Source organism: Mycobacterium sp. (assembly GCF_040509115.1).
Lineage (GTDB): Bacteria > Actinomycetota > Actinomycetes > Mycobacteriales > Mycobacteriaceae > Mycobacterium.
In genome coordinates this window covers 1-18748 of the sequence record NZ_JBEVLO010000482.1, presented here as the reverse complement: position 1 = coordinate 18748, position 18748 = coordinate 1, and the positions used below count along the sequence as shown (strand labels likewise).

Below are 18748 nucleotides of genomic sequence, written 5' to 3'. Positions count from 1 at the left end.
TCAGAGGTCCTTCAGGACGAGCGCGAGCACGTCGAGACCCTCGTCGAGCAGTTCGTCGCTGATGGTCAGCGGGGGCAGGAAGCGCAACACGTTGCCAAAGGTGCCGCAGGACAACACGATGACCCCGGCAGCGTGCGCGCCCGCACACAATGCCTTCGTCAGCTCCGCGTCGGGCTCGATGGTGCCGGACTTGACCAGCTCGACGGCGATCATCGCGCCGCGGCCACGCACGTCGCCGATGCGGTCGTCGTCGGCCTGCAGCCTGCCGAGGCGCTCCTTCATGAACGCCTCGATCTCGCGGGCGCGCTCGATCATGCCGTCGGACTCGATGGTCTCGATGGTGGCCAGTGCCGCTGCGCAGGCGAGGGGGTTTCCGCCGTAGGTGCCGCCGAGACCGCTGGCATGCGGAGCGTCCATGATCTCGGCGCGGCCCGTCACCGCCGCGAGTGGAAGCCCGTCGGCGATTCCCTTGGCGGTGACGATCAGATCGGGGTCGATGCCCTCGTGCTCGCACGCGAACATCGCCCCGGTGCGGGCGAACCCGGTCTGCACTTCGTCGGCGATGAACACGACGCCGTTCTTGCGGCACCAGTCGAGCAGGGTCGGCAGGAAGCCTTCGGCGGGCACGATGAAGCCGCCCTCACCCTGGATGGGTTCGATGATGACCGCGGCCAGGTTGTCGGCGCCGACCTGCTTGTCGATGACGGTCAGTGCTCGTTTGGCGGCCAACTCTCCGTCGGTGGCGAGCTCCTTGCCGAACTCGGCGTCGCGGAACGGATAGGACAGGGGAGCGCGGTAGATCTCCGGCGCGAAGGGCCCGAAGCCGTGCTTGTAGGGCATCGACTTGGCGGTCAGTGCCATCGTGAGGTTGGTGCGGCCGTGGTATGCGTGATCGAACGCGACGACCGCCTGCTTGCGCGTGAACGTCCTGGCGATCTTGATGGCGTTCTCGACGGCCTCGGAACCGGAGTTGAACAGTGCGGAGCGCTTCTCGCCGAGGACCGGTGTCAACCGGTTGAGGTGTTCGCACACGGCGACGTACTCCTCGTAGGGAGTGACCATGAAGCAGGTGTGCGTGAAGTCGGCTGCCTGAGCGGCGACCGCGTCCACCACGCGGGGCGATGCGTTGCCGATGGTCGTCACCGCGATGCCCGAACCGAGATCGATCAGGCGGTTGCCGTCGACGTCCTCGACGATGCCGCCCCCCGCACGGGCGGCGTAGACCTGCATGGTGTTGCCGACGCCCCGCGAGACCGCCGCGATCTTGCGGTTGATCAGCGCTGATGACTTGGGGCCTGGGATGGCCGTGGCGAGGTGACGGCTTTGTTCGAGGGTGCTCACTTCAAACTCCTGCGAGGGTGGCAGCGACGCGGCGATCCGACGCCGGATGAACGTCGAGACGGTGCAGCAGAGCCTAGTCGGCCGGTCCTGGGGTGCGACCGGAATCCTCGGTATGCGGCCCGCCGGAGGGATGATTGCGCATCTGAAACGGTTGAAGGGCCGCGAATTCAGTGGGCAGAGGGTTCACTTGAAGACGGTCCGGTCCGCCAGCCAGAAACCGCTCTCGGTGGCCCAGCAATCGGTCGCCGTCGGTGCGGCCTGGCGGGGTCGAGAAGCGCCAACGGCCGAGGTCCGGGGCCGGGGGCGGTCTTCCGTCGACGGCGTTGATGGCACACTGGTGCACGACGAGGTTGCCCCGTGGATCATGCTGTGCGGGCGCCGTGACCGCACGACCGACACGAAAGACTGCAAGCTGCCATGGGCGAACTGACCATCTTCCTGCCTCTTCTGATCATCATGGGCGCGTTCATGTTCTTCGCGTCGCGGCGTCAGAAGAAGGCCATGCAGGCCACCATCGACCTGCAGAACTCGCTGACCGTCGGGGACCGGGTCATGACCACGTCCGGTCAGTACGGGACCATCGCCGCCGTCGAGAACGACACCATCGACATCGAGATCGCGCCCGGCATCGTCACCACGTGGACCAAGCTGGCCGTCCGCGACGTCGTCAAGGACGAAGACGGCCTGGACGACGACCGGGACGACGACGACTTCGACGACGACGATTACGAGACCGACACCACCGAGAACTCCGGTGCGGTGGAACTCAACAAGCCAGGCACCGCCAGCGAAGCAAACAGCGACCCAGGTCGTCTCACCAAAGACTGACAGCCGACCACTCAGCGCGACCACGTACTGTTTCCGGGGTTGACGGACTGATCTGAGGAGAACCAAGAACGTGGCATCGCCTTCGGCGTCGGTGCATCCCTACCGCTACCTGACGCTTTTCCTGGTGCTGCTCATCGGTGCCTACCTGCTGGTGTTCCTCACCGGAGACAAGCAGGCCAAGCCCAAGCTGGGCATCGACCTGCAGGGCGGCACCCGAGTGACGCTCACGGCACGCACCCCGGACGGCACCCCTCCCACCCGCGAAGCGCTGGCCCAGGCGCAGGAGATCATCACCTCCCGCGTCGACGGTCTCGGCGTCTCCGGCTCCGAGGTGGTGGTCGACGGCGACAACCTCGTCATCACCGTTCCCGGCAACGACGGCAACGAGGCGCGCAACCTCGGGCAGACGGCACGGCTATATATCCGGCCGGTCATCCACGCCATTCCCGCCGAAGGCCAGGGACCGCCGCCCGGGCAGGCACCGCCCGGCGCCCCAGGGATGCCACCGGGGCTGCCCGGAATGCCGGGCGCCCCAGGGATGCCCCCCGGGATGCCGCCGATGATCTCGCCCGCTGAGCCCGAAGCGCCGATTTCGCCGCCGACGCCGGGGCAGCCGCCGCGACCCGCACCTCCCGCCGAGGGCGCTCCCGACGCGCCCGCCGAGGGCGCCCCCGGCGCTCCTGCGGCACCGCAGCCCCGCCCGTACCCGGAGGAGCCTGCCCCGACCCCCGCCCCGCCCAGCCCGGCTCCGTCGTCGTCCCCCGGCGCCCCTGCTCCCGGCGAGAGCCCGGCGCCTGCGCCCGCCCCCGGACAGAACCCGCCCGCGACGCCCAATCCGCGCGCCGACCTTGCTCAGCGGATCTCCGACGAGAAGGCCCTTCGCCAGAGCGCAGACCAACAGATCCAGATCCTGGCGCTGCAGTTCCAGGCCACCCGCTGCAACGACGAGGACGTCCTGGCGGGCAACGACGACCCGAATCTGCCTTTGGTGACCTGTTCGCAGGACCACAAGCAGGTCTATCTTCTGGCCCCGTCGATCATGAGCGGCGAGCAGATCGCGGGCGCGACGTCCGGGCTCGACCAACAGCGCGGTGAATACGTCGTCGATCTGGAGTTCAAGAGTGAGGGCGCCACGATCTGGGGTGACTTCACCGCCGCCAACGTCGGCACCCAGACGGCGTTCACCCTGGATTCGCAGGTGGTCAGCGCGCCCGCGATCAACGAGGCGATCCCCGGTGGCCGCACGCAGATCACCGGTCAGTTCACCGCCGATTCGGCCCGGGAACTCGCCAACGTGCTGAAGTACGGTTCGCTGCCGCTGTCGTTCGAGTCCTCGGAGGCCGAAACCGTTTCCGCCACACTCGGTTTGACGTCGCTGCGGGCAGGCCTGCTCGCCGGGGCCGTCGGACTGGGCCTGGTACTTCTCTATTCACTGCTGTACTACCGCGTGCTCGGTCTGCTCACGGCGCTGTCACTGGTGGCCTCCGGTGCGATGGTCTACGCAATCCTGGTGCTGCTTGGCAGATCCATCGGTTACACCCTCGACCTGGCGGGCATCGCGGGTCTGATCATCGGCATCGGTACGACCGCCGACTCGTTCGTCGTGTTCTTCGAGCGCATCAAGGACGAGATCCGCGAGGGCCGCTCGTTCCGGTCGGCCGTGCCCCGAGGCTGGGCCAGGGCCAGGAAGACGATTCTGTCGGGCAACGCCGTCAGCTTCCTCGCTGCGGCAGTGCTCTACGTGCTGGCCATCGGACAGGTCAAGGGCTTCGCGTTCACTCTGGGCCTCACCACCATCCTCGACGTCGTCGTGGTGTTCCTGGTGACGTGGCCGCTGGTGTACCTGTGCTCGAAGTCGGCGGTGCTGTCCAAGCCGGCGTTCAACGGGCTCGGGGCGGTGCAGCAGATCGCGCGCGAACGCAGAGCTGCCGCAACGTCAGCGGGAGGGAGATAGCGACATGGCCAAGCAGGGATCGAAGGACGTGTCTCTGTCCAAAGACGACGTCAAATCGGCCAAGGACGTCGAAGACGTCAAATCAGCCAGGGACGTCGACGACGTCACCCTCGACGACCTCGAGGACGGATCGGGTGCCAAGGAACTGGGTGCACCCGGCTCCGCCGCGCCGAGGCACGGCTTCTTCGTCCGGTTGTACACCGGTACCGGTGCCTTCGACGTGGTCGGCAAACGCAAGCTCTGGTTCGGCATCAGCGGTGCGATCATCGTCATCGCGCTCGCCAGCATCCTGTTGCGCGGCTTCACCTTCGGCATCGACTTCGAGGGCGGCACCAAGGTGTCGATGCCCGCGGAGGGCACGCAGGGCCAGGTGACCACCCAGCAGGTGGAGGACGTCTTCTCCTCGACCCTCGGTCGAGCACCGGAATCGGTGGTCCAGGTCGGCAACGGCGGCTCGGCCACCATTCAGATCCGGACCGAGAAGCTGAGCAACCCGGACAACGAAAAGCTGCGGACCGCGCTGTTCGATTCGTTCCAGCCCAGGGGGGCCAACGGTCAACCCAGCAAGGACGAAGTCAGCAGTTCCGACGTGTCGGAGACCTGGGGTGGTCAGATCACCCAGAAGGCGCTCATCGCGCTGGTGGTCTTCCTCGCCCTCGTCACGGTGTACATCACCGTGCGCTATGAGCGATACATGGCCGCCGCGGCGCTGGCCGCTCTGGTGTTCGACGTCGTGACCACGGCGGGCGTCTACTCCCTGGTCGGCTTCGAGGTCACCCCGGCCACGGTGATCGGTCTGCTGACCATCCTCGGCTTCTCGCTGTACGACACGGTCATCGTGTTCGACAAGGTCGAGGAGAACATCCACGGCTTCGAGCACACCACCCGCAGAACGTTCGCCGAACAGGCCAACTTGGCGATCAACCAGACCTTCATGCGGTCGATCAACACCAGCCTCATCTCGGTGCTGCCGATCGTCGCGCTGATCGTCGTCGCCGTCTGGCTGCTCGGCGTCGGGACGTTGCAGGACCTGGCGCTGGTCCAGCTCGTCGGCGTCATCGTCGGCACCTACTCGTCGATCTTCTTCGCCACGCCGCTGCTGGTGGCCATGCGCGAGCGCACCGATCTGGTGCGTTCGCACACCCGCCGCGTCCTCAACCGCCGCAAGAACGCGTCTACGAGGGCGGTCGAATTGGACGGTGACGCCGGGTCTGACTCCGAAGCCGACAAGGTGTCGGTGGCCGCCACACCCCGGCGCGCCGCCGCACCCGCCCCGGACAAGCCTGCCCCTGACAAGCCTGCGCCTGGCGCGAAACCGAGCCGTCCGACCGGTAGGCCATCGGGTAAGCGAAACACCCGTCGGTAGGCCTGAATGACTGCCCGATCCAGGCGGGCCGCGATCGTGGCGGCGACGGTTTCTCTGGTCGGCGCATTGAGCCTGTCCGGGTGCGGAAGTTCGGCCGACGAGATCCACTACGCCGTCGACGGGACGCTCGTCACCTACAACACCAACACGGTGGCGGGCGCGGCGTCGGGTGGACCGCAGGCCTTCGCCCGCGTGCTGACGGGTTTCAACTATCACGGTCCCGAAGGCCAAGTCGTCGGAGATCGGGACTTCGGCACGGTGGCGGTGGTCGGTCGTGCTCCGCTGGTGCTCGACTACCAGATCAGCGACAACGCCGTGTACTCGGACGGCAAGCCCGTCACGTGCGATGACATGGTGCTCGCCTGGGCCGCGCAGTCGGGCCGATTCCCCGGTTTCGACGCGGCCACCCGGGCGGGCTACATCGACGTCGCCGCCGTCGACTGCACCCCAGGGCAGAAGAAGGCCCGCGTCTCGTTCGCCCAGGACCGAGCCTTCGTCGACTTCGGGCAGTTGTTCGCGGCGACGGCGATGATGCCGTCGCACGTGATCGCCGACGAACTCGGAGAGGGCGATGCGGGGGTGACGAACGCCGTGCAATCAGCCGACCTGCCGACGATCGCGCGCATCGCGGAGCTGTGGAACACCACGTGGGACCTCAAGCCCGACCTCGACGTGAAGCGCTTCCCGTCGTCGGGGCCGTACAAGTTGAGTTCGGTGTCCGACGCCGGCGCCGTCGAGCTAGTGGCGAACGACAAGTGGTGGGGCGCCAAGCCCCTGACGCAGAAGATCACCGTCTGGCCGCGCGGCGCCGACATCCAGGACCGCGTGAACGAGGGGGACTACGACGTCGTCGACATCGCCGCAGGCTCGTCGGGCACCCTGAATCTGCCCGACGGTTACACCCGGTCCGACAGCGCCTCGGCAGGCATCGAGCAACTGATCTTCGCCCCGCAGGGTCCGCTGGCCGATCCGGCGGCGCGGCGGGCGGTGGCCCTGTGCACGCCGCGCGACCAGATCGCGCAGAACGCGGAGGTGCCGCTCGCCAACAGTCGGCTCAACGCCGCCGCAGAGGATTCGATCACGGCGGCCGAGAGCGCTGCCGAGGGCGGCCAGTTCAGCGCGGCGAACCCGATCGCGGCCCGCGACGCCATCGCCGGGAGACCGTTGACCGTTCGCATCGGCTACCAGAGTCCGAATGCCAGACTTGCCGCCACCGTGGGCACCATCGCCCGGTCGTGTGAGGCGGCGGGCATCACGGTTGAGGACGCCGCATCGGAGACGGTGGGCCCACTGTCGTTGCGGGACAACGAGATCGACGTCCTCATCGCCAGTACGGGTGGCGCAACCGGGAGTGGTTCGAGCGGCTCGTCTGCCGTGGACGCCTACGACCTGTTCACCGGGAACGGCAACAACCTCTCCGGGTACACCAACGAGCGCATCGACGGCGTCATCAGCGCGCTTGCGGTGTCCGCCGATCCAAAGGAGCTCGCCAGACTGCTGGGCGAGGGCGCCCCAGTACTGTGGGACGACATGCCAACACTTCCGCTGTACCGCCAGCAGCGAACCTTGCTGACATCGACGAAGATGACGGCTGTGAGCAGCAATCCGACCCGATGGGGCGCGGGATGGAACATGGACCGTTGGGAACTGACGTCGTGAGTGAGTCCGCTTCCGGTGGGGCGGACCGAAGCGATCGGGGTCGGTCTGAAACGTCGACGGACGTCACCGCCGTGATCGCGTCGCTGATGCGCGAGGTACCTGACTTCCCCGAGCCGGGCATCCAGTTCAAGGACCTCACCCCGGTGCTCGCCGATGCCGCGGGCCTGGCCGTCGTCACCGACGCGCTGGCCGCCGTAGCCGAAGACGCCGACCTGATCGCCGGGATCGACGCGCGTGGGTTCCTGCTGGGCGCTGCCGTGGCGACGCGGCTCGGCAAGGGCGTGCTCGCCGTTCGCAAGGGCGGCAAGCTGCCGCCCCGGGTGCACGGCGTGACGTATGACCTCGAATACGGCTCCGCAACGCTGGAGATTCCCGCCGACGGCATCGAACTCGCCGGTCTTCGCGTTGTAGTCATCGACGACGTACTGGCCACCGGTGGGACGTTGGCGGCGGCCATCGAACTGCTCCGCACCGGCGCAGCCACGGTGACGGCGGCCGCGGTGGTGTTGGAGCTGTCCGCCCTCAACGGCCGGGCGCGGTTACCGGACTTGCCGGTGACGAGCCTGTACGTGGTGTGATGAGCGCTTGCGCGAAGAACAGATGACTGGGCATGAGCGCTTGCGCGAAGAACAGATGGCTGGGTATGAGCGCTTGCGCGAAGAACAGATGGGCTAGCAGGGATATCCTCGGTTAGGAGCCCGGCTTTGGTCAGGAGGTGAGCATGGCGGTGGACGATCCGGCGTTGACGCAGACGCAGCCGATGCCGATCATCACTCCGGACCCGACGCCCGAGGCGACCAAGACCTCGAGCGCGTCACGGCGGGTCCGCGCTCGGCTCGCCCGCCGGATGACGTCGCAGCGCAGTGCCGTCAACCCGGTGCTCGAGCCGCTGGTGGCCGTGCACCGCGAGGTATACCCGAAAGCCGATTTGGCGCTCCTGCAACGCGCCTACGAGGTCGCCGAGCAGCGGCATGCCGATCAGCTGCGCCGCTCGGGCGATCCCTACATCACCCATCCGCTGGCGGTGGCCAACATCCTGGCCGAGCTGGGCATGGACACCACCACGCTGGTGGCGGCGCTGCTCCATGACACGGTGGAGGACACCGGCTACACACTGGACGCTCTTACGGTCGACTTCGGCGTCGAGGTCGGTCATCTCGTCGACGGCGTGACCAAGCTCGACAAGGTGGTGCTGGGCAACGCCGCCGAGGGCGAGACCATCCGCAAGATGATCATCGCGATGGCGCGGGATCCGCGGGTTCTGGTGATCAAGGTCGCCGACCGGCTGCACAACATGCGGACCATGCGGTTCCTGCCGCCGGAGAAGCAGGCCCGCAAGGCCCGCGAGACGCTGGAAGTCATTGCGCCCCTTGCTCACCGGCTCGGCATGGCGACGGTCAAGTGGGAGCTCGAAGACCTCTCGTTCGCGATCCTGCACCCCAAGAAGTACGAAGAGATCGTCCGACTGGTGGCCGACCGGGCGCCGTCACGCGACACCTACCTCGCGAAGGTGCGCGCGGAGATCGTCAACACCGTGACCGCGTCGAAGATCAACGCCACCGTCGAGGGCAGGCCCAAGCACTACTGGTCGATCTATCAGAAGATGATCGTGAAGGGCCGCGACTTCGACGAGATCCACGATCTTGTCGGCGTGCGAATCCTGTGCGACGAGATCCGCGACTGCTACGCCGCGGTCGGGGCGGTGCACTCGCTGTGGCAGCCCATGGCGGGCCGGTTCAAGGACTACATCGCCCAGCCGCGGTACGGCGTCTACCAGTCGCTGCACACCACCGTCGTCGGGCCGGAGGGCAAGCCGCTGGAGGTGCAGATCCGCACCCGCGACATGCACCGCACGGCCGAGTACGGCATCGCGGCGCACTGGCGGTACAAGGAAGCCAAGGGCCGCAACGGGATTCCCGCCAACAACGCGGCCGCCGAGCTCGACGACATGGCGTGGATGCGTCAGCTGCTCGACTGGCAGCGGGAAGCTGCGGACCCGGGCGAGTTCCTGGAGTCGCTGCGCTACGACCTCGCCGTGCAGGAGATCTTCGTCTTCACGCCCAAGGGTGACGTCATCACGCTGCCAACGGGTTCGACGCCGGTGGACTTCGCCTACGCCGTGCACACCGAGGTCGGCCACCGATGCATCGGTGCGCGGGTCAACGGCAGGCTGGTCGCGTTGGAGCGCAAGCTCGAGAATGGCGAAGTGGTCGAGGTCTTCACCTCGAAGGCGCTCAACGCGGGCCCGTCGCGGGACTGGCAGTCGTTCGTCGTGTCGCCGCGGGCGAAGGCGAAGATCCGGCAGTGGTTCGCGAAGGAACGGCGTGAGGAGGCGCTCGAGTCGGGCAAGGATTCGATTGCCCGTGAGGTGCGCCGTGGTGGTCTTCCGTTGCAGCGCTTGATGAATGGCGAGTCCATGGCGGCGCTGGCGCGTGAGCTGCGCTACGTCGACGTGTCGTCCCTCTACACCGCGGTCGGTGAGGGACACGTTTCCGCCCGCCACGTGGTGCAGCGGCTGCTGGCTCAGCTCGGCGGGGACGACGAGGCCGAGAACGAGATCGCCGAGCGGTCGACGCCTGCCACGATGCCGGTGCGGCAGCGCACCAGCGACGACGTCGGCGTGGCGGTACCTGGCGCTCCCGGCGTGTTGACCAAGCTCGCGAAGTGCTGCACCCCGGTGCCCGGCGACAACATCATGGGCTTCGTCACGCGTGGGGGCGGTGTCAGTGTGCATCGCACCGATTGCACGAATGCGACGTCGCTGCAAGAACAGTCGGAGCGCATCATCGACGTGAAGTGGGCGCCGTCTCCGTCGTCGGTGTTCCTGGTGGCCATTCAGGTCGAGGCGCTCGACAGGCACCGGCTGCTGTCGGATGTCACGCGGGTGCTGGCCGACGAGAAGGTGAACATCCTGTCGGCGTCGGTGGCGACGTCCAACGACCGCGTGGCGATCAGCCGGTTCACCTTCGAGATGGGCGATCCCAAGCACCTCGGTCACGTGCTGAACGTGGTGCGCAACGTCGAGGGCGTCTACGACGTCTACCGGGTGACGTCCGCGGCTTGACCGTCCCCGCCGACCGTGGACTTCTGGCACGCGATTCGACCCGCGGCGTAGACGAAGTCCACGCTCGGCGGCCGTTGGGGTGCTAGCGGCCGCGCGTCGTGACGGCGCCGATTCCGGCGGCGGCCAGGCACGCGACGGCCACCGCGCAGGCGAACCACGGAAACACCGCGCCGAGCGGCCATTCCGTCGCGGCCCAGCCTGCGAGCAGCGTAGGTACCGCCATCGCGGTGTAGGCGACCAGGTAGAAGGCGGACATGGTCTCACCGCGCCGGTTCGACGGAACGACGTGCGACAGGTGTCGCAGCGAGCCGCCGAAGCCGAGGCCGAACGACGCCCCGAGCACCGCGGCTGCCACCAACACCAGGGGCCAGTTGTGCGTCGCCAACACCGGGATGGTGAGGATCAGCGCGACGGCCATCCCCGCGTCACCGGCGATCGCCGACACTCGGGCGGGCAGGCGGGTCGAGAAGAGCTGGGCCATCGCGGCCGCGAACGCCGTGGTTCCCACGACGGCGCCGCCGAACACGAGGTTGTGCACGTGCGTCTGCTGCGCGGCCAGTGACGGGTACAGCGACAGCAGTACGCCGAGCACCGACCACGACGCCATGGCGCCGATCGCTGCGAACCAGAAGTCGCCACGAATCTCCTGTGGCACAGCGGGTTTGGCGATCCGGATGCGGCCGTGCGTGCGGGTGGTGTGGGGTTCGCGCAGGGCGATGACGCCCACGCCGAGCACTGCGCAGATGATGGCGACGATCGCATACGGCGTGCGCATCGGATGGGGGGCGTACTGAGCCAATAGCGCCGAGCCGACGAGGGCGACCGTCATGCCGATGTTGAAGCTGACGCCGCTGAGTTGGCCGGACCGGACGCCGTGGTCGGGCCGTAGGTCCAACAGGGCGGCAGAGCCTGCGACGACGATCGAGCCAACCGCGGCGCCGTGGATCACGCGGGCGAGCATCAGCATGGCCATGTTGTCGGCGACGAGGAACACGCCGAGTCCGACGATCATCGCGACCAGCGCGCCGAGCAGCACCGGCTTGCGGCCGACGACGTCGGAGATGCGACCGGACACCAGGACGGCACCGAGCGCCGCGACGGCGTAGACGGCGAACACGATCGTGGTGGCCAGAGGGGACAGGTGCCACTGTTCCTCGTACATGCCGTAGAGCGGCGCGGGCAGCCCCGATACTCCGAGGGCGACGCCGCTGAGGACGAGTAGCAGTGAGTAGGCCCCGCGCTGGGTCTCCCCGGTGAAACGGTCGACCGCGACCACAGCCACGTAGTCCTCCCTCGGCAAGCAGGTTTGACGAACATCGAACTCCAGCGAGAGTACGCTCGGTTCGATGAACGTCAAACCTGCGGTGAGCGAGCACACAACGGTGCCGCCGGGCGAGCTCCCCGATGGCCACGGAAACTCCGTGGCAAGCGTGCAGCAACTGCTCGTCGCGCTCGCCGACCCCGTGCGCCTCGAGATGGTTCGTCGTCTGATGAACGCCGCCGACTCCGTGCCGTGCGCACTGCTCTACGACGGCATCAACAAGTCCACGGCGACCCACCACTTCAAGATCCTGCGGGAAGCGGGTCTCACAGAGCGGCTGGTGATCGACGGGCACACCCATCAGCTGCTGCGAACGAGGGCCGTCGACGAGGCAGCCCCAGGACTATTGACGTCGATCGTGACCACCGCGAACCGGGAGGCCGCCGGCTAGTCAATCGAGCCGGACCGATTCGATCGTCACGTCCGTGGCGGGCGGACCGTCCTCGACGCCGCCCTTGACGCCGCCGGCCGCAATGCGGTCGATGACGCCCAGCCCCACCTCGTCGATGGTGCCGAACACGGTGTAGGTCGGCGGCAGGTGCGAATCGGCGTAGACAAGGAAGAACTGGCTGCCGTTGGTGCCCGGCCCGGCATTCGCCATGGCGAGCGTGCCCCGCGGATACACGACCGGGGTTTCCTTGGCCGGATCCGCCAGGCGGAACTGGTTGGTCGGGTATTCGTTCGGAAAGCGGTAGCCGGGCCCGCCCATTCCGGTTCCCGTCGGGTCACCGCACTGCAGGACCCCAAGCGAGGCCGACGTCGTCAGTCGGTGGCATGTCGTCCCGTCGAAGAAGCCCTGCTGGGCGAGGCTGGCGAAGTTGTTCACCGTGCACGGTGACTTCCCGTTGTCCAGTTGCAGGCCGACGGCGCCGTCGTTCGTCACGATCGTGGCATCGACCGTGGCGGGCTCGGTGGGGACGGCTCCGGTGCGCGGCGGCCGTACGGGTCGGCTGGCCGCCTCCGTCGTGTTCGGGTACTGGCAGTTGCCGCCGAGGTTGGCAGGCGCCTTGAACGGCGGCAGCGGGTCCCCGGTCGGTGGCGGGGCGTTCAGCCCGGAGGTGAACGAGGACCCGAAGTTCCCGTCGTCGGCGACGCGCACGAGAAATGCGGCGAACACGAAGGTGGCGACGATCGCGACGATAGTCAGCACCGCCATCACGTAGCTGACCACCAGGCCAGCGATGGCCAGCCCGCGGCCCTCCTCGCCGCTGCGCTTGAGCTGGGACAGCGAAACGTGCCCGAACACGATGCCCAGTGGGAAGAACAGGAACGCGCAGACCAGAGACGCGATCGCCATTCCGTTGGTCCTGCGGGGCGGTGCGTAACCGTAGGCACCCGGCACGCCGTACGGGGCAGGTTCGGGTGGTATCGCGCCATGGGGCGGCGGGTTGGTCACGGCTGGGACGGCCGGGTCGGCGTCAGTCGAGCTGGAGCGACTTGATCTGGACCGGCAGTTTCGGCTTGCCGTCACCGGCGCCGGTCGCCGGATCGACTCCCGCCGCGGCGATCTTGTCGAGCGTCGCAAGGCCGGTCTCGTCGATCGTCCCGAAGACCGTGTACCCGGGGGGCAGCTGCGAATCCTTGTAGACCAGGAAGAACTGGCTGCCGTTGGTGCCGGGTCCGGCATTGGCCATCGCCAGGGTGCCCCGCGGATAGGTCACCGGCTGCTGGAGTGCTGGATCGTCGGGCCGGAACTGGTCGGTGGGGTATTCGTTGGCGAACTGGTAGCCGGGGCCGCCCATGCCGTCACCCTTCGGGTCGCCACACTGCAGCACCGACAGGCCCGGCGTCGTGGTGAGGCGGTGGCAGGAGGTGTCGTTGAAGTACCCCTGGTTGGCAAGACTGGCGAAGCTGTTGACGGTGCATGGCGCCTTGGCATTGTCGAGCTGAAGGCCGATGTTGCCCTCGTTGGTGGTCATGCTGGCGCTGACCTCGGGGGGGTCCGTCGGCACCTTGCCGGTGCGCGGCGGCGTGTTCGCCTTGGCGGCCGCCTCGGCAGCCGGGTACTGGCAGTTCGCACCCAGGTCGGCGGGCGCCACGAACGGCGGCAGCGGCGCGCCCGCCGCCGGCGTCGGCGTGTCCGAGCCCGGGGTCGACGTGGGGGTGTCGGCCGACGCGTTCGAGGCGGAGGAGTCCTTGCCGGTGTAGTACACGAGGCCAACGCCCGCACCGATGAGCACCAGCACCCCGACGACGGATCCGATGATCGTGAGGAGCCGACGCCGGTGGGCCTGGGCGGCCCGACGTTCCAGCTGACGCTCCAGTTTGCGCTTGGCCGTCGCCCGCCGCTGTTCGTTGGTCGGCACCGCGTACTCCTCCTCGATGTGGTCGATCGGCACCGAGTGTGCCAGCATTCGCTGAGCGTAGGCGCTGCGACCCACGTCAAAGACGGATGGGAAACTGGTCGACGTGTTCATCACGGGGTTTCCGGCGGGCGTGCTGCAGTGCAACTGCTATGTGCTCGCGCCGGGCCCTGGAGCCGACTGTCTCGTCGTCGACCCTGGCCAGAGGGCGATGGGGCCGCTGCGCAAGATTCTCGACGACAATCGGCTGACCCCGGCGGCGGTGCTGCTCACCCACGGTCACATCGACCACATCTGGTCGGCGCAGAAGGTGGCCGACACATTCGGCTGCCCGGCCTACATTCACCCCGAGGACCGGACCATGCTGACCGACCCGATCAAGGGTTTCGGGCCGCGGCTCGCGCAGCTGGCGTTGTCGACGATGTTCCGCGAACCGCGCCAGGTCGTGGAGCTGGACCGCGACGGCGACAAGGTCGACCTGGCCGGGTTCAGCGTCACCGTCGACCACACGCCCGGCCACACGCGGGGCTCGGTGACGTTCCGGGTGGCGGGCGGGGTGGAGCGAAGCGACGGAATGTCGTACGGAGGAGCGTCCGATCTGGCCTTCACCGGCGACACCCTGTTCAAGCAGTCGATCGGCCGCACCGACCTGTGGGGCGGCAGCGGGCGAGACCTACTGACCTCGATCGTGTCAAAACTGTTGGTGCTCGACGACGACACCGTGGTACTACCGGGGCACGGCCCCAAGTCCACCATCGGCGCCGAGCGTCGCACCAACCCGTTCCTCGAAGGCTTGTCTACGTGAGTGACTTTCAGGCGCCCAAGGGCGTCCCGGATTACCTGCCGCCGGACTCCGCCGCGTTCGTCGCGGTCCGCGATGGCTTGCTGGAGGCTGCCCGACGGGCTGGCTACGGCCACGTCGAACTGCCGATCTTCGAGGACACGGCGCTGTTCGCGCGTGGTGTCGGCGAGTCGACCGACGTCGTCAGCAAGGAGATGTACACGTTCGCCGACCGGGGCGAGCGCTCGGTCACGTTGCGACCGGAAGGCACCGCAGGCGTGATGCGGGCCGTCATCGAACATGGTCTCGACCGCGGCCAGCTTCCCGTCAAGCTGCGGTATTCGGGCCCATTCTTCCGGTACGAGCGGCCGCAGGCGGGGCGGTACCGCCAGCTGCAGCAGGTTGGCGTCGAGGCGATCGGCATTGACGACCCCGCGCTGGACGCCGAGGTGATCGCGATCGCCGACGCCGGGTTCCGGTCCCTCGGTCTCGAGGGATTCCGGCTCGAAGTCACCTCGCTGGGCGATGACACGTGCCGCCCGCAGTACCGGGAGTTGTTGCAGGAATTCCTGTTCAAGCTCGACCTGGACGAGGAAACACAGCGACGCGCTCGGTTGAACCCGCTTCGGGTGCTCGACGACAAGCGACCGCACGTGCGTGAGATGACGGCAGCCGCGCCCCTGATGCTCGACCACCTCTCCGACGTTGCCAAGCACCACTTCGACACCGTGCTTGCCAACCTCGATGCGCTGGGCGTGCCGTACGTCATCAATCCCAGGATGGTGCGCGGTCTGGACTACTACACCAAGACGACGTTCGAGTTCGTCCACGACGGGCTCGGCGCGCAATCCGGGATCGGCGGCGGCGGCCGCTACGACGGGCTGATGAAGCAGCTCGGTGGCCAGGATCTGTCGGGCATCGGGTTCGGTCTCGGCGTGGACCGGACGATGCTGGCGCTCGAAGCCGAGGGCAGGACGGTCGGCGAGACCGCCCGCGTCGACGTGTACTGCGTGCCCATGGGCGAGGCGGCGAAGCTGGCGCTGGTGACGGTGGCGGGTGCGCTGCGAGCCAACGGCGTGCGCGTCGACCTCGCCTACGGTGACCGCGGGCTGAAGGGCGCGATGCGTGCGGCCGACCGGTCGGGGGCCCGCATCGCGCTGGTGGTCGGCGACCGTGACATCGAGGCCGGGACCGTCGGCATCAAGGAGCTGGCGACGGGGGAGCAGGCCGACGTGGGTGCCGACGCGGTGGTGGCCGAGGTGCTCGCTCGCCTGGGTTGACCCGCGTCCATCGTTTCGAAGCTCACCTGGTGCAGCAGCGCCAACACCGCGAGACCGCCGACTTCGGTGAGATCCTCGGTTGCGCGGAGGCGGTCACACAGGGAGCCGGCCATCGCCGACGGGCCGCGTGGCAACATCGAGGATCGTGCGAATTCTGGTGCAGCGGGTGTCCTCCGCGCGTGTCGTGGTTGCGGGTGACGTCGTCGGGGCCATCACACCGACCGGTCAGGGACTGTTGGCACTGGTCGGCGTCACGCACACCGACGACACGGCGATCGCGGCAAGGCTGGCCGAAAAGCTTTGGCAGTTACGCATTCTCGACGGTGAACGGTCGGCGTCGGACGTCGCCGCACCGGTGCTGGTGGTCAGCCAGTTCACGCTGTACGCCAACACCGCAAAGGGTCGAAGGCCGTCATGGAATGCGGCCGCACCGCGCGACGTGGCCGAGCCGTTGGTGACGGCGTTCGCCGAGGCGTTGCGCGCGCTCGGGGCGCACGTGCAGACGGGCGTGTTCGGCGCCGACATGGCCGTCGAACTCGTCAACGACGGCCCGGTGACGGTCCTGCTGGAGCTCTGACGGCCACCGACCGTGACGGTGGGGAGAAGGGTAACGATCGGGTAGCGTCCGACGATGTGACCTTCATGCGAACACCTACGAAGAAGATCGGGGCAACCCTCGGAGTGGCATCGATGCTGGCGGCCGCAAGCGTGGTCGGCCACACTGCCTTGTCAGTCGGGGTGGCCAACGCGGAGCCCGATCCCGCGCCTGCCAACGGACACAAGGTCGTGTACACGGTCACCACCAACGCGCCGTATGACTTCGAGCTGTTCTACCTAACGGCGCAGCCTGCGGACAAGGCCGCCTACAACGCCGACGCGTATGCATACGCGAAGCGCGACCGGGTGAATCTGGCGCCGGGCGCGCCGTGGACCTTCGAGACGACGCTCGCCGATCCGCAGTGGGCAATCCTGACCGTCAGCAGCACCACGCGCGGCACGTCCGGCCCGCCAGGGGCGCACTGCGAGATCACCGTCGACGGTCAGATCGCCGTGCAACAGGACAACCCCTACAGCCCGTGGTGCCAGCTCGGTCAGTGGTGAGTGAGCCGGTGCCGGTGACTGAGCCGGTGACCGAGCGCTAGCGGCTCGCTGCCCACACGTAGACCCACGCCGAACGCCCCGACCGCAGTGGCACCTTGACGCGGGCGTAATCGTCGACTTCGTACTCGTCGGCAGCGGCCAGCTCTTCGGCACTGATCTCGAACACCGTGCCCTCGACGGCCCCGTCTAAGCTTCCGGACCGCTTGAGGATCGGGTGACTGTCGGTGCCGCTCGTCGCGACCACGTGCAGGTCCGTGATGGCGACCCAGTCCAGCTCGTAGCCGACGATCGCGTCGTCTTCGCCGCGGAGCTCTCGGCCGAAGGTGGTCAGTTGGACCTCTCGCTGACGCAGGGTGCCGTAGGAGAACAGCAGTTCGGTGGTCACGGCGTTTAGTAAACCGCCGGATGACCGGGTCCGCCACGCGGGCATCTACGCTGACTCGTCGTGGAACGACGGAGTCGGGTGCCTGCGGTCGTCGTGCCGGTCGGGCTGGGGCTCTTCTCGCTGGGTCTGGCCTTCGGGCTGGTCGTCGTCCACGCCGGTCTGGCGTGGTGGTGGGCGACGGTGTTCACGGCGGTCGTGTACGCGGGCTCGCTGGAGTTCCTCCTCGTCGGTCTCGCCGTCGCCGCGACTCCGTTGGCGCAGGTCGCCGCGACCACGCTCATCGTGAACCTGCGCCACGTCTTCTACGCGTTGTCGTTTCCGTTGGACAGGGTCGACGGCAGGCTCGCCAAGGTCTACAGCACTTATGCGTTGACCGATGAGGCCTACGCCGTCACGGCAACCGATCCGCTGCGTTGGACGTCGCGGTCGATTCTGTTGATGCAGTTCATCTTTCAGATTGCCTGGGTCTCGGGTGCGACGGTCGGCGCGCTCATCGGCACCGCAGTGCCCATCGAGCGGGTGCAGGGTTTGGACTTTGCGCTGACCGCGTTGTTCGTGGTCTTGGCCATCGACGCCTACCGCGCTCGACCCGACCGGCTCCTGGCGGGAGGCTCGGGAGTCTGCGCCGTGGTGGCGGCGTTGGCGGTAACGGATCAAATGTTGGTGTGGGCGTTCGCCGCGTACACCGCAATGCTGCTGGGCCGGTTCGTCATCGACCGCCGACGGGAGGCCCGTGACTGAGCCGTGGCACACCGCGGCAATGGTGGCGGTCAGTGCGGTGATCACGTGGGCGCTGCGCGCATTCCCGTTCGCCGTGCTGGCTCCGATGCGGCGGTCGGTCGTGGTGCGCTACCTGAGCGTGCACATGCCCGTCGGCATCATGATCATCTTGGCCGTGTACACCTTGCGGGACGCCCCCCACGTCGACGGGCGTCACGGCTGGGCGTTGGCCGCGGCGCTGGTGGTCACCGTCGGACTGCACCTCTGGCGCCGCAATGCGCTGCTGTCGATCGTGGGCGGGACCATGGTCAACGTCGTGACGGTCTCGCTGATCCTGCCCGGCTGACGGCAAACCGCGTGCGGTCCAACCGAATTGGGCCCCGAAACGAACTATGGGCTGACAAGGTTTCCCTTGTCAGCCCATAATCCGTGAAGTTCTTAGATCGCGGTAACTCCGGTGGCCTGGGGGCCCTTCGCACCTTGTCCGACGTCGAACTGAACTCGCTGAGCCTCTTCCAGCGAGCGGTAGCCGCCGCCTTGGATCTCAGAGTAGTGGACGAAGACATCCGGGGAGCCGTCGTCGGGGGCGATAAAGCCGAAGCCCTTTTCGCTGTTGAACCATTTCACAGTTCCCTGTGCCATACT

The 18748-nt window shown here is 67.6% G+C and carries 19 protein-coding genes; 13 read left to right on the top strand and 6 right to left on the bottom strand.

All coding sequences use genetic code 11. The features are described 5' to 3' along the window. Complete coding sequence (gene gabT / locus ABW137_RS32815; RefSeq protein ID WP_526406608.1) at positions 1-1341, bottom strand: 4-aminobutyrate--2-oxoglutarate transaminase; 1341 nt, start codon at positions 1339-1341, stop codon at positions 1-3. Positions 1342-1758: 417 nt separating this feature from the next. Here gabT and yajC point away from each other — a divergent pair, with 417 nt between their 5' ends. The 6 genes from yajC (at position 1759) to ABW137_RS32785 (ending at position 10212) form a co-directional block, all read left to right on the top strand. Continuing rightward, positions 1759-2169, top strand: a complete 411-nt coding sequence (yajC, locus tag ABW137_RS32810) for a preprotein translocase subunit YajC (protein ID WP_526406606.1) — start codon at positions 1759-1761, stop codon at positions 2167-2169. Between the two features lie 70 nt (positions 2170-2239). Then, positions 2240-4123, top strand: coding sequence for a protein translocase subunit SecD (gene secD, locus ABW137_RS32805; protein WP_526406604.1), 1884 nt, complete (start codon positions 2240-2242; stop codon positions 4121-4123). A 4-nt stretch (positions 4124-4127) separates the two neighbouring features. Continuing rightward, positions 4128-5489, top strand: a complete 1362-nt coding sequence (gene secF / locus ABW137_RS32800; RefSeq protein ID WP_526406602.1) for a protein translocase subunit SecF — start codon at positions 4128-4130, stop codon at positions 5487-5489. A gap of 6 nt (positions 5490-5495) precedes the next feature. Next, positions 5496-7148 carry an ABC transporter substrate-binding protein gene (locus ABW137_RS32795; RefSeq protein WP_526406600.1) on the top strand — a complete coding sequence of 551 codons (1653 nt, stop codon included), beginning with the start codon at positions 5496-5498 and terminating at the stop codon, positions 7146-7148. After that, a complete protein-coding gene (locus ABW137_RS32790) occupies positions 7145-7726 on the top strand; it encodes an adenine phosphoribosyltransferase (protein WP_526406598.1) in 582 nt (193 codons plus the stop codon). Before ABW137_RS32795 ends, ABW137_RS32790 begins: the two co-directional genes overlap by 4 nt. A gap of 182 nt (positions 7727-7908) precedes the next feature. Continuing rightward, a complete protein-coding gene (locus ABW137_RS32785) occupies positions 7909-10212 on the top strand; it encodes a RelA/SpoT family protein (protein ID WP_526406657.1) in 2304 nt (767 codons plus the stop codon). An 82-nt stretch (positions 10213-10294) separates the two neighbouring features. Here the strand turns inward: ABW137_RS32785 and ABW137_RS32780 are convergent, their stop codons facing one another. After that, entirely contained in the window at positions 10295-11488 is a 1194-nt protein-coding gene (locus tag ABW137_RS32780; protein ID WP_526406656.1) for an MFS transporter, read from the bottom strand. 70 nt (positions 11489-11558) lie between these two features. On the opposite strand from ABW137_RS32780, the gene ABW137_RS32775 reads away from it, so the two are divergent. After that, positions 11559-11924: an ArsR/SmtB family transcription factor gene (locus tag ABW137_RS32775; protein ID WP_526406597.1), complete on the top strand. Its 366-nt coding sequence runs from the start codon at positions 11559-11561 to the stop codon at positions 11922-11924. On the opposite strand, the gene ABW137_RS32770 is transcribed toward ABW137_RS32775, so the two are convergent. Together ABW137_RS32770 and ABW137_RS32765 are read right to left on the bottom strand one after the other, a co-directional pair. After that, positions 11925-12929 carry a peptidylprolyl isomerase gene (locus ABW137_RS32770; protein WP_526406595.1) on the bottom strand — a complete coding sequence of 335 codons (1005 nt, stop codon included), beginning with the start codon at positions 12927-12929 and terminating at the stop codon, positions 11925-11927. Positions 12930-12951: 22 nt separating this feature from the next. Beyond that, positions 12952-13839, bottom strand: coding sequence for a peptidylprolyl isomerase (locus tag ABW137_RS32765; RefSeq protein ID WP_526406654.1), 888 nt, complete (start codon positions 13837-13839; stop codon positions 12952-12954). Positions 13840-13942: 103 nt separating this feature from the next. On the opposite strand from ABW137_RS32765, the gene ABW137_RS32760 reads away from it, so the two are divergent. The 4 genes from ABW137_RS32760 (at position 13943) to ABW137_RS32745 (ending at position 16998) form a co-directional block, all read left to right on the top strand. Then, positions 13943-14641, top strand: a complete 699-nt coding sequence (locus ABW137_RS32760; protein ID WP_526406593.1) for an MBL fold metallo-hydrolase — start codon at positions 13943-13945, stop codon at positions 14639-14641. Continuing rightward, on the top strand, positions 14638-15897 hold the full coding sequence (gene hisS / locus ABW137_RS32755; RefSeq protein WP_526406591.1) for a histidine--tRNA ligase: 1260 nt from the start codon (positions 14638-14640) through the stop codon (positions 15895-15897). The genes ABW137_RS32760 and hisS overlap by 4 nt, the downstream gene beginning before the upstream one ends. Positions 15898-16042: 145 nt before the next feature. Beyond that, complete coding sequence (gene dtd / locus ABW137_RS32750) at positions 16043-16474, top strand: D-aminoacyl-tRNA deacylase (RefSeq protein WP_526406589.1); 432 nt, start codon at positions 16043-16045, stop codon at positions 16472-16474. Positions 16475-16539: 65 nt separating this feature from the next. Further along, positions 16540-16998 carry an Rv2576c family protein gene (locus ABW137_RS32745; protein WP_526406587.1) on the top strand — a complete coding sequence of 153 codons (459 nt, stop codon included), beginning with the start codon at positions 16540-16542 and terminating at the stop codon, positions 16996-16998. Between the two features lie 37 nt (positions 16999-17035). On the opposite strand, the gene ABW137_RS32740 is transcribed toward ABW137_RS32745, so the two are convergent. Continuing rightward, positions 17036-17383 carry a gamma-glutamylcyclotransferase family protein gene (locus ABW137_RS32740; RefSeq protein ID WP_526406585.1) on the bottom strand — a complete coding sequence of 116 codons (348 nt, stop codon included), beginning with the start codon at positions 17381-17383 and terminating at the stop codon, positions 17036-17038. 60 nt (positions 17384-17443) lie between these two features. On the opposite strand from ABW137_RS32740, the gene ABW137_RS32735 reads away from it, so the two are divergent. Together ABW137_RS32735 and ABW137_RS32730 are read left to right on the top strand one after the other, a co-directional pair. After that, the gene (locus ABW137_RS32735; protein ID WP_526406584.1) at positions 17444-18124 is read left to right on the top strand and encodes an AzlC family ABC transporter permease; all 681 of its coding nucleotides are present in this window, start codon (positions 17444-17446) and stop codon (positions 18122-18124) included. After that, positions 18117-18449 carry a branched-chain amino acid transport AzlD family protein gene (locus tag ABW137_RS32730; RefSeq protein WP_526406582.1) on the top strand — a complete coding sequence of 111 codons (333 nt, stop codon included), beginning with the start codon at positions 18117-18119 and terminating at the stop codon, positions 18447-18449. Before ABW137_RS32735 ends, ABW137_RS32730 begins: the two co-directional genes overlap by 8 nt. Positions 18450-18541: 92 nt before the next feature. Here the strand turns inward: ABW137_RS32730 and ABW137_RS32725 are convergent, their stop codons facing one another. Beyond that, positions 18542-18745, bottom strand: a complete 204-nt coding sequence (locus ABW137_RS32725) for a cold-shock protein (RefSeq protein WP_056548397.1) — start codon at positions 18743-18745, stop codon at positions 18542-18544. Positions 18746-18748 lie beyond the last annotated feature (3 nt).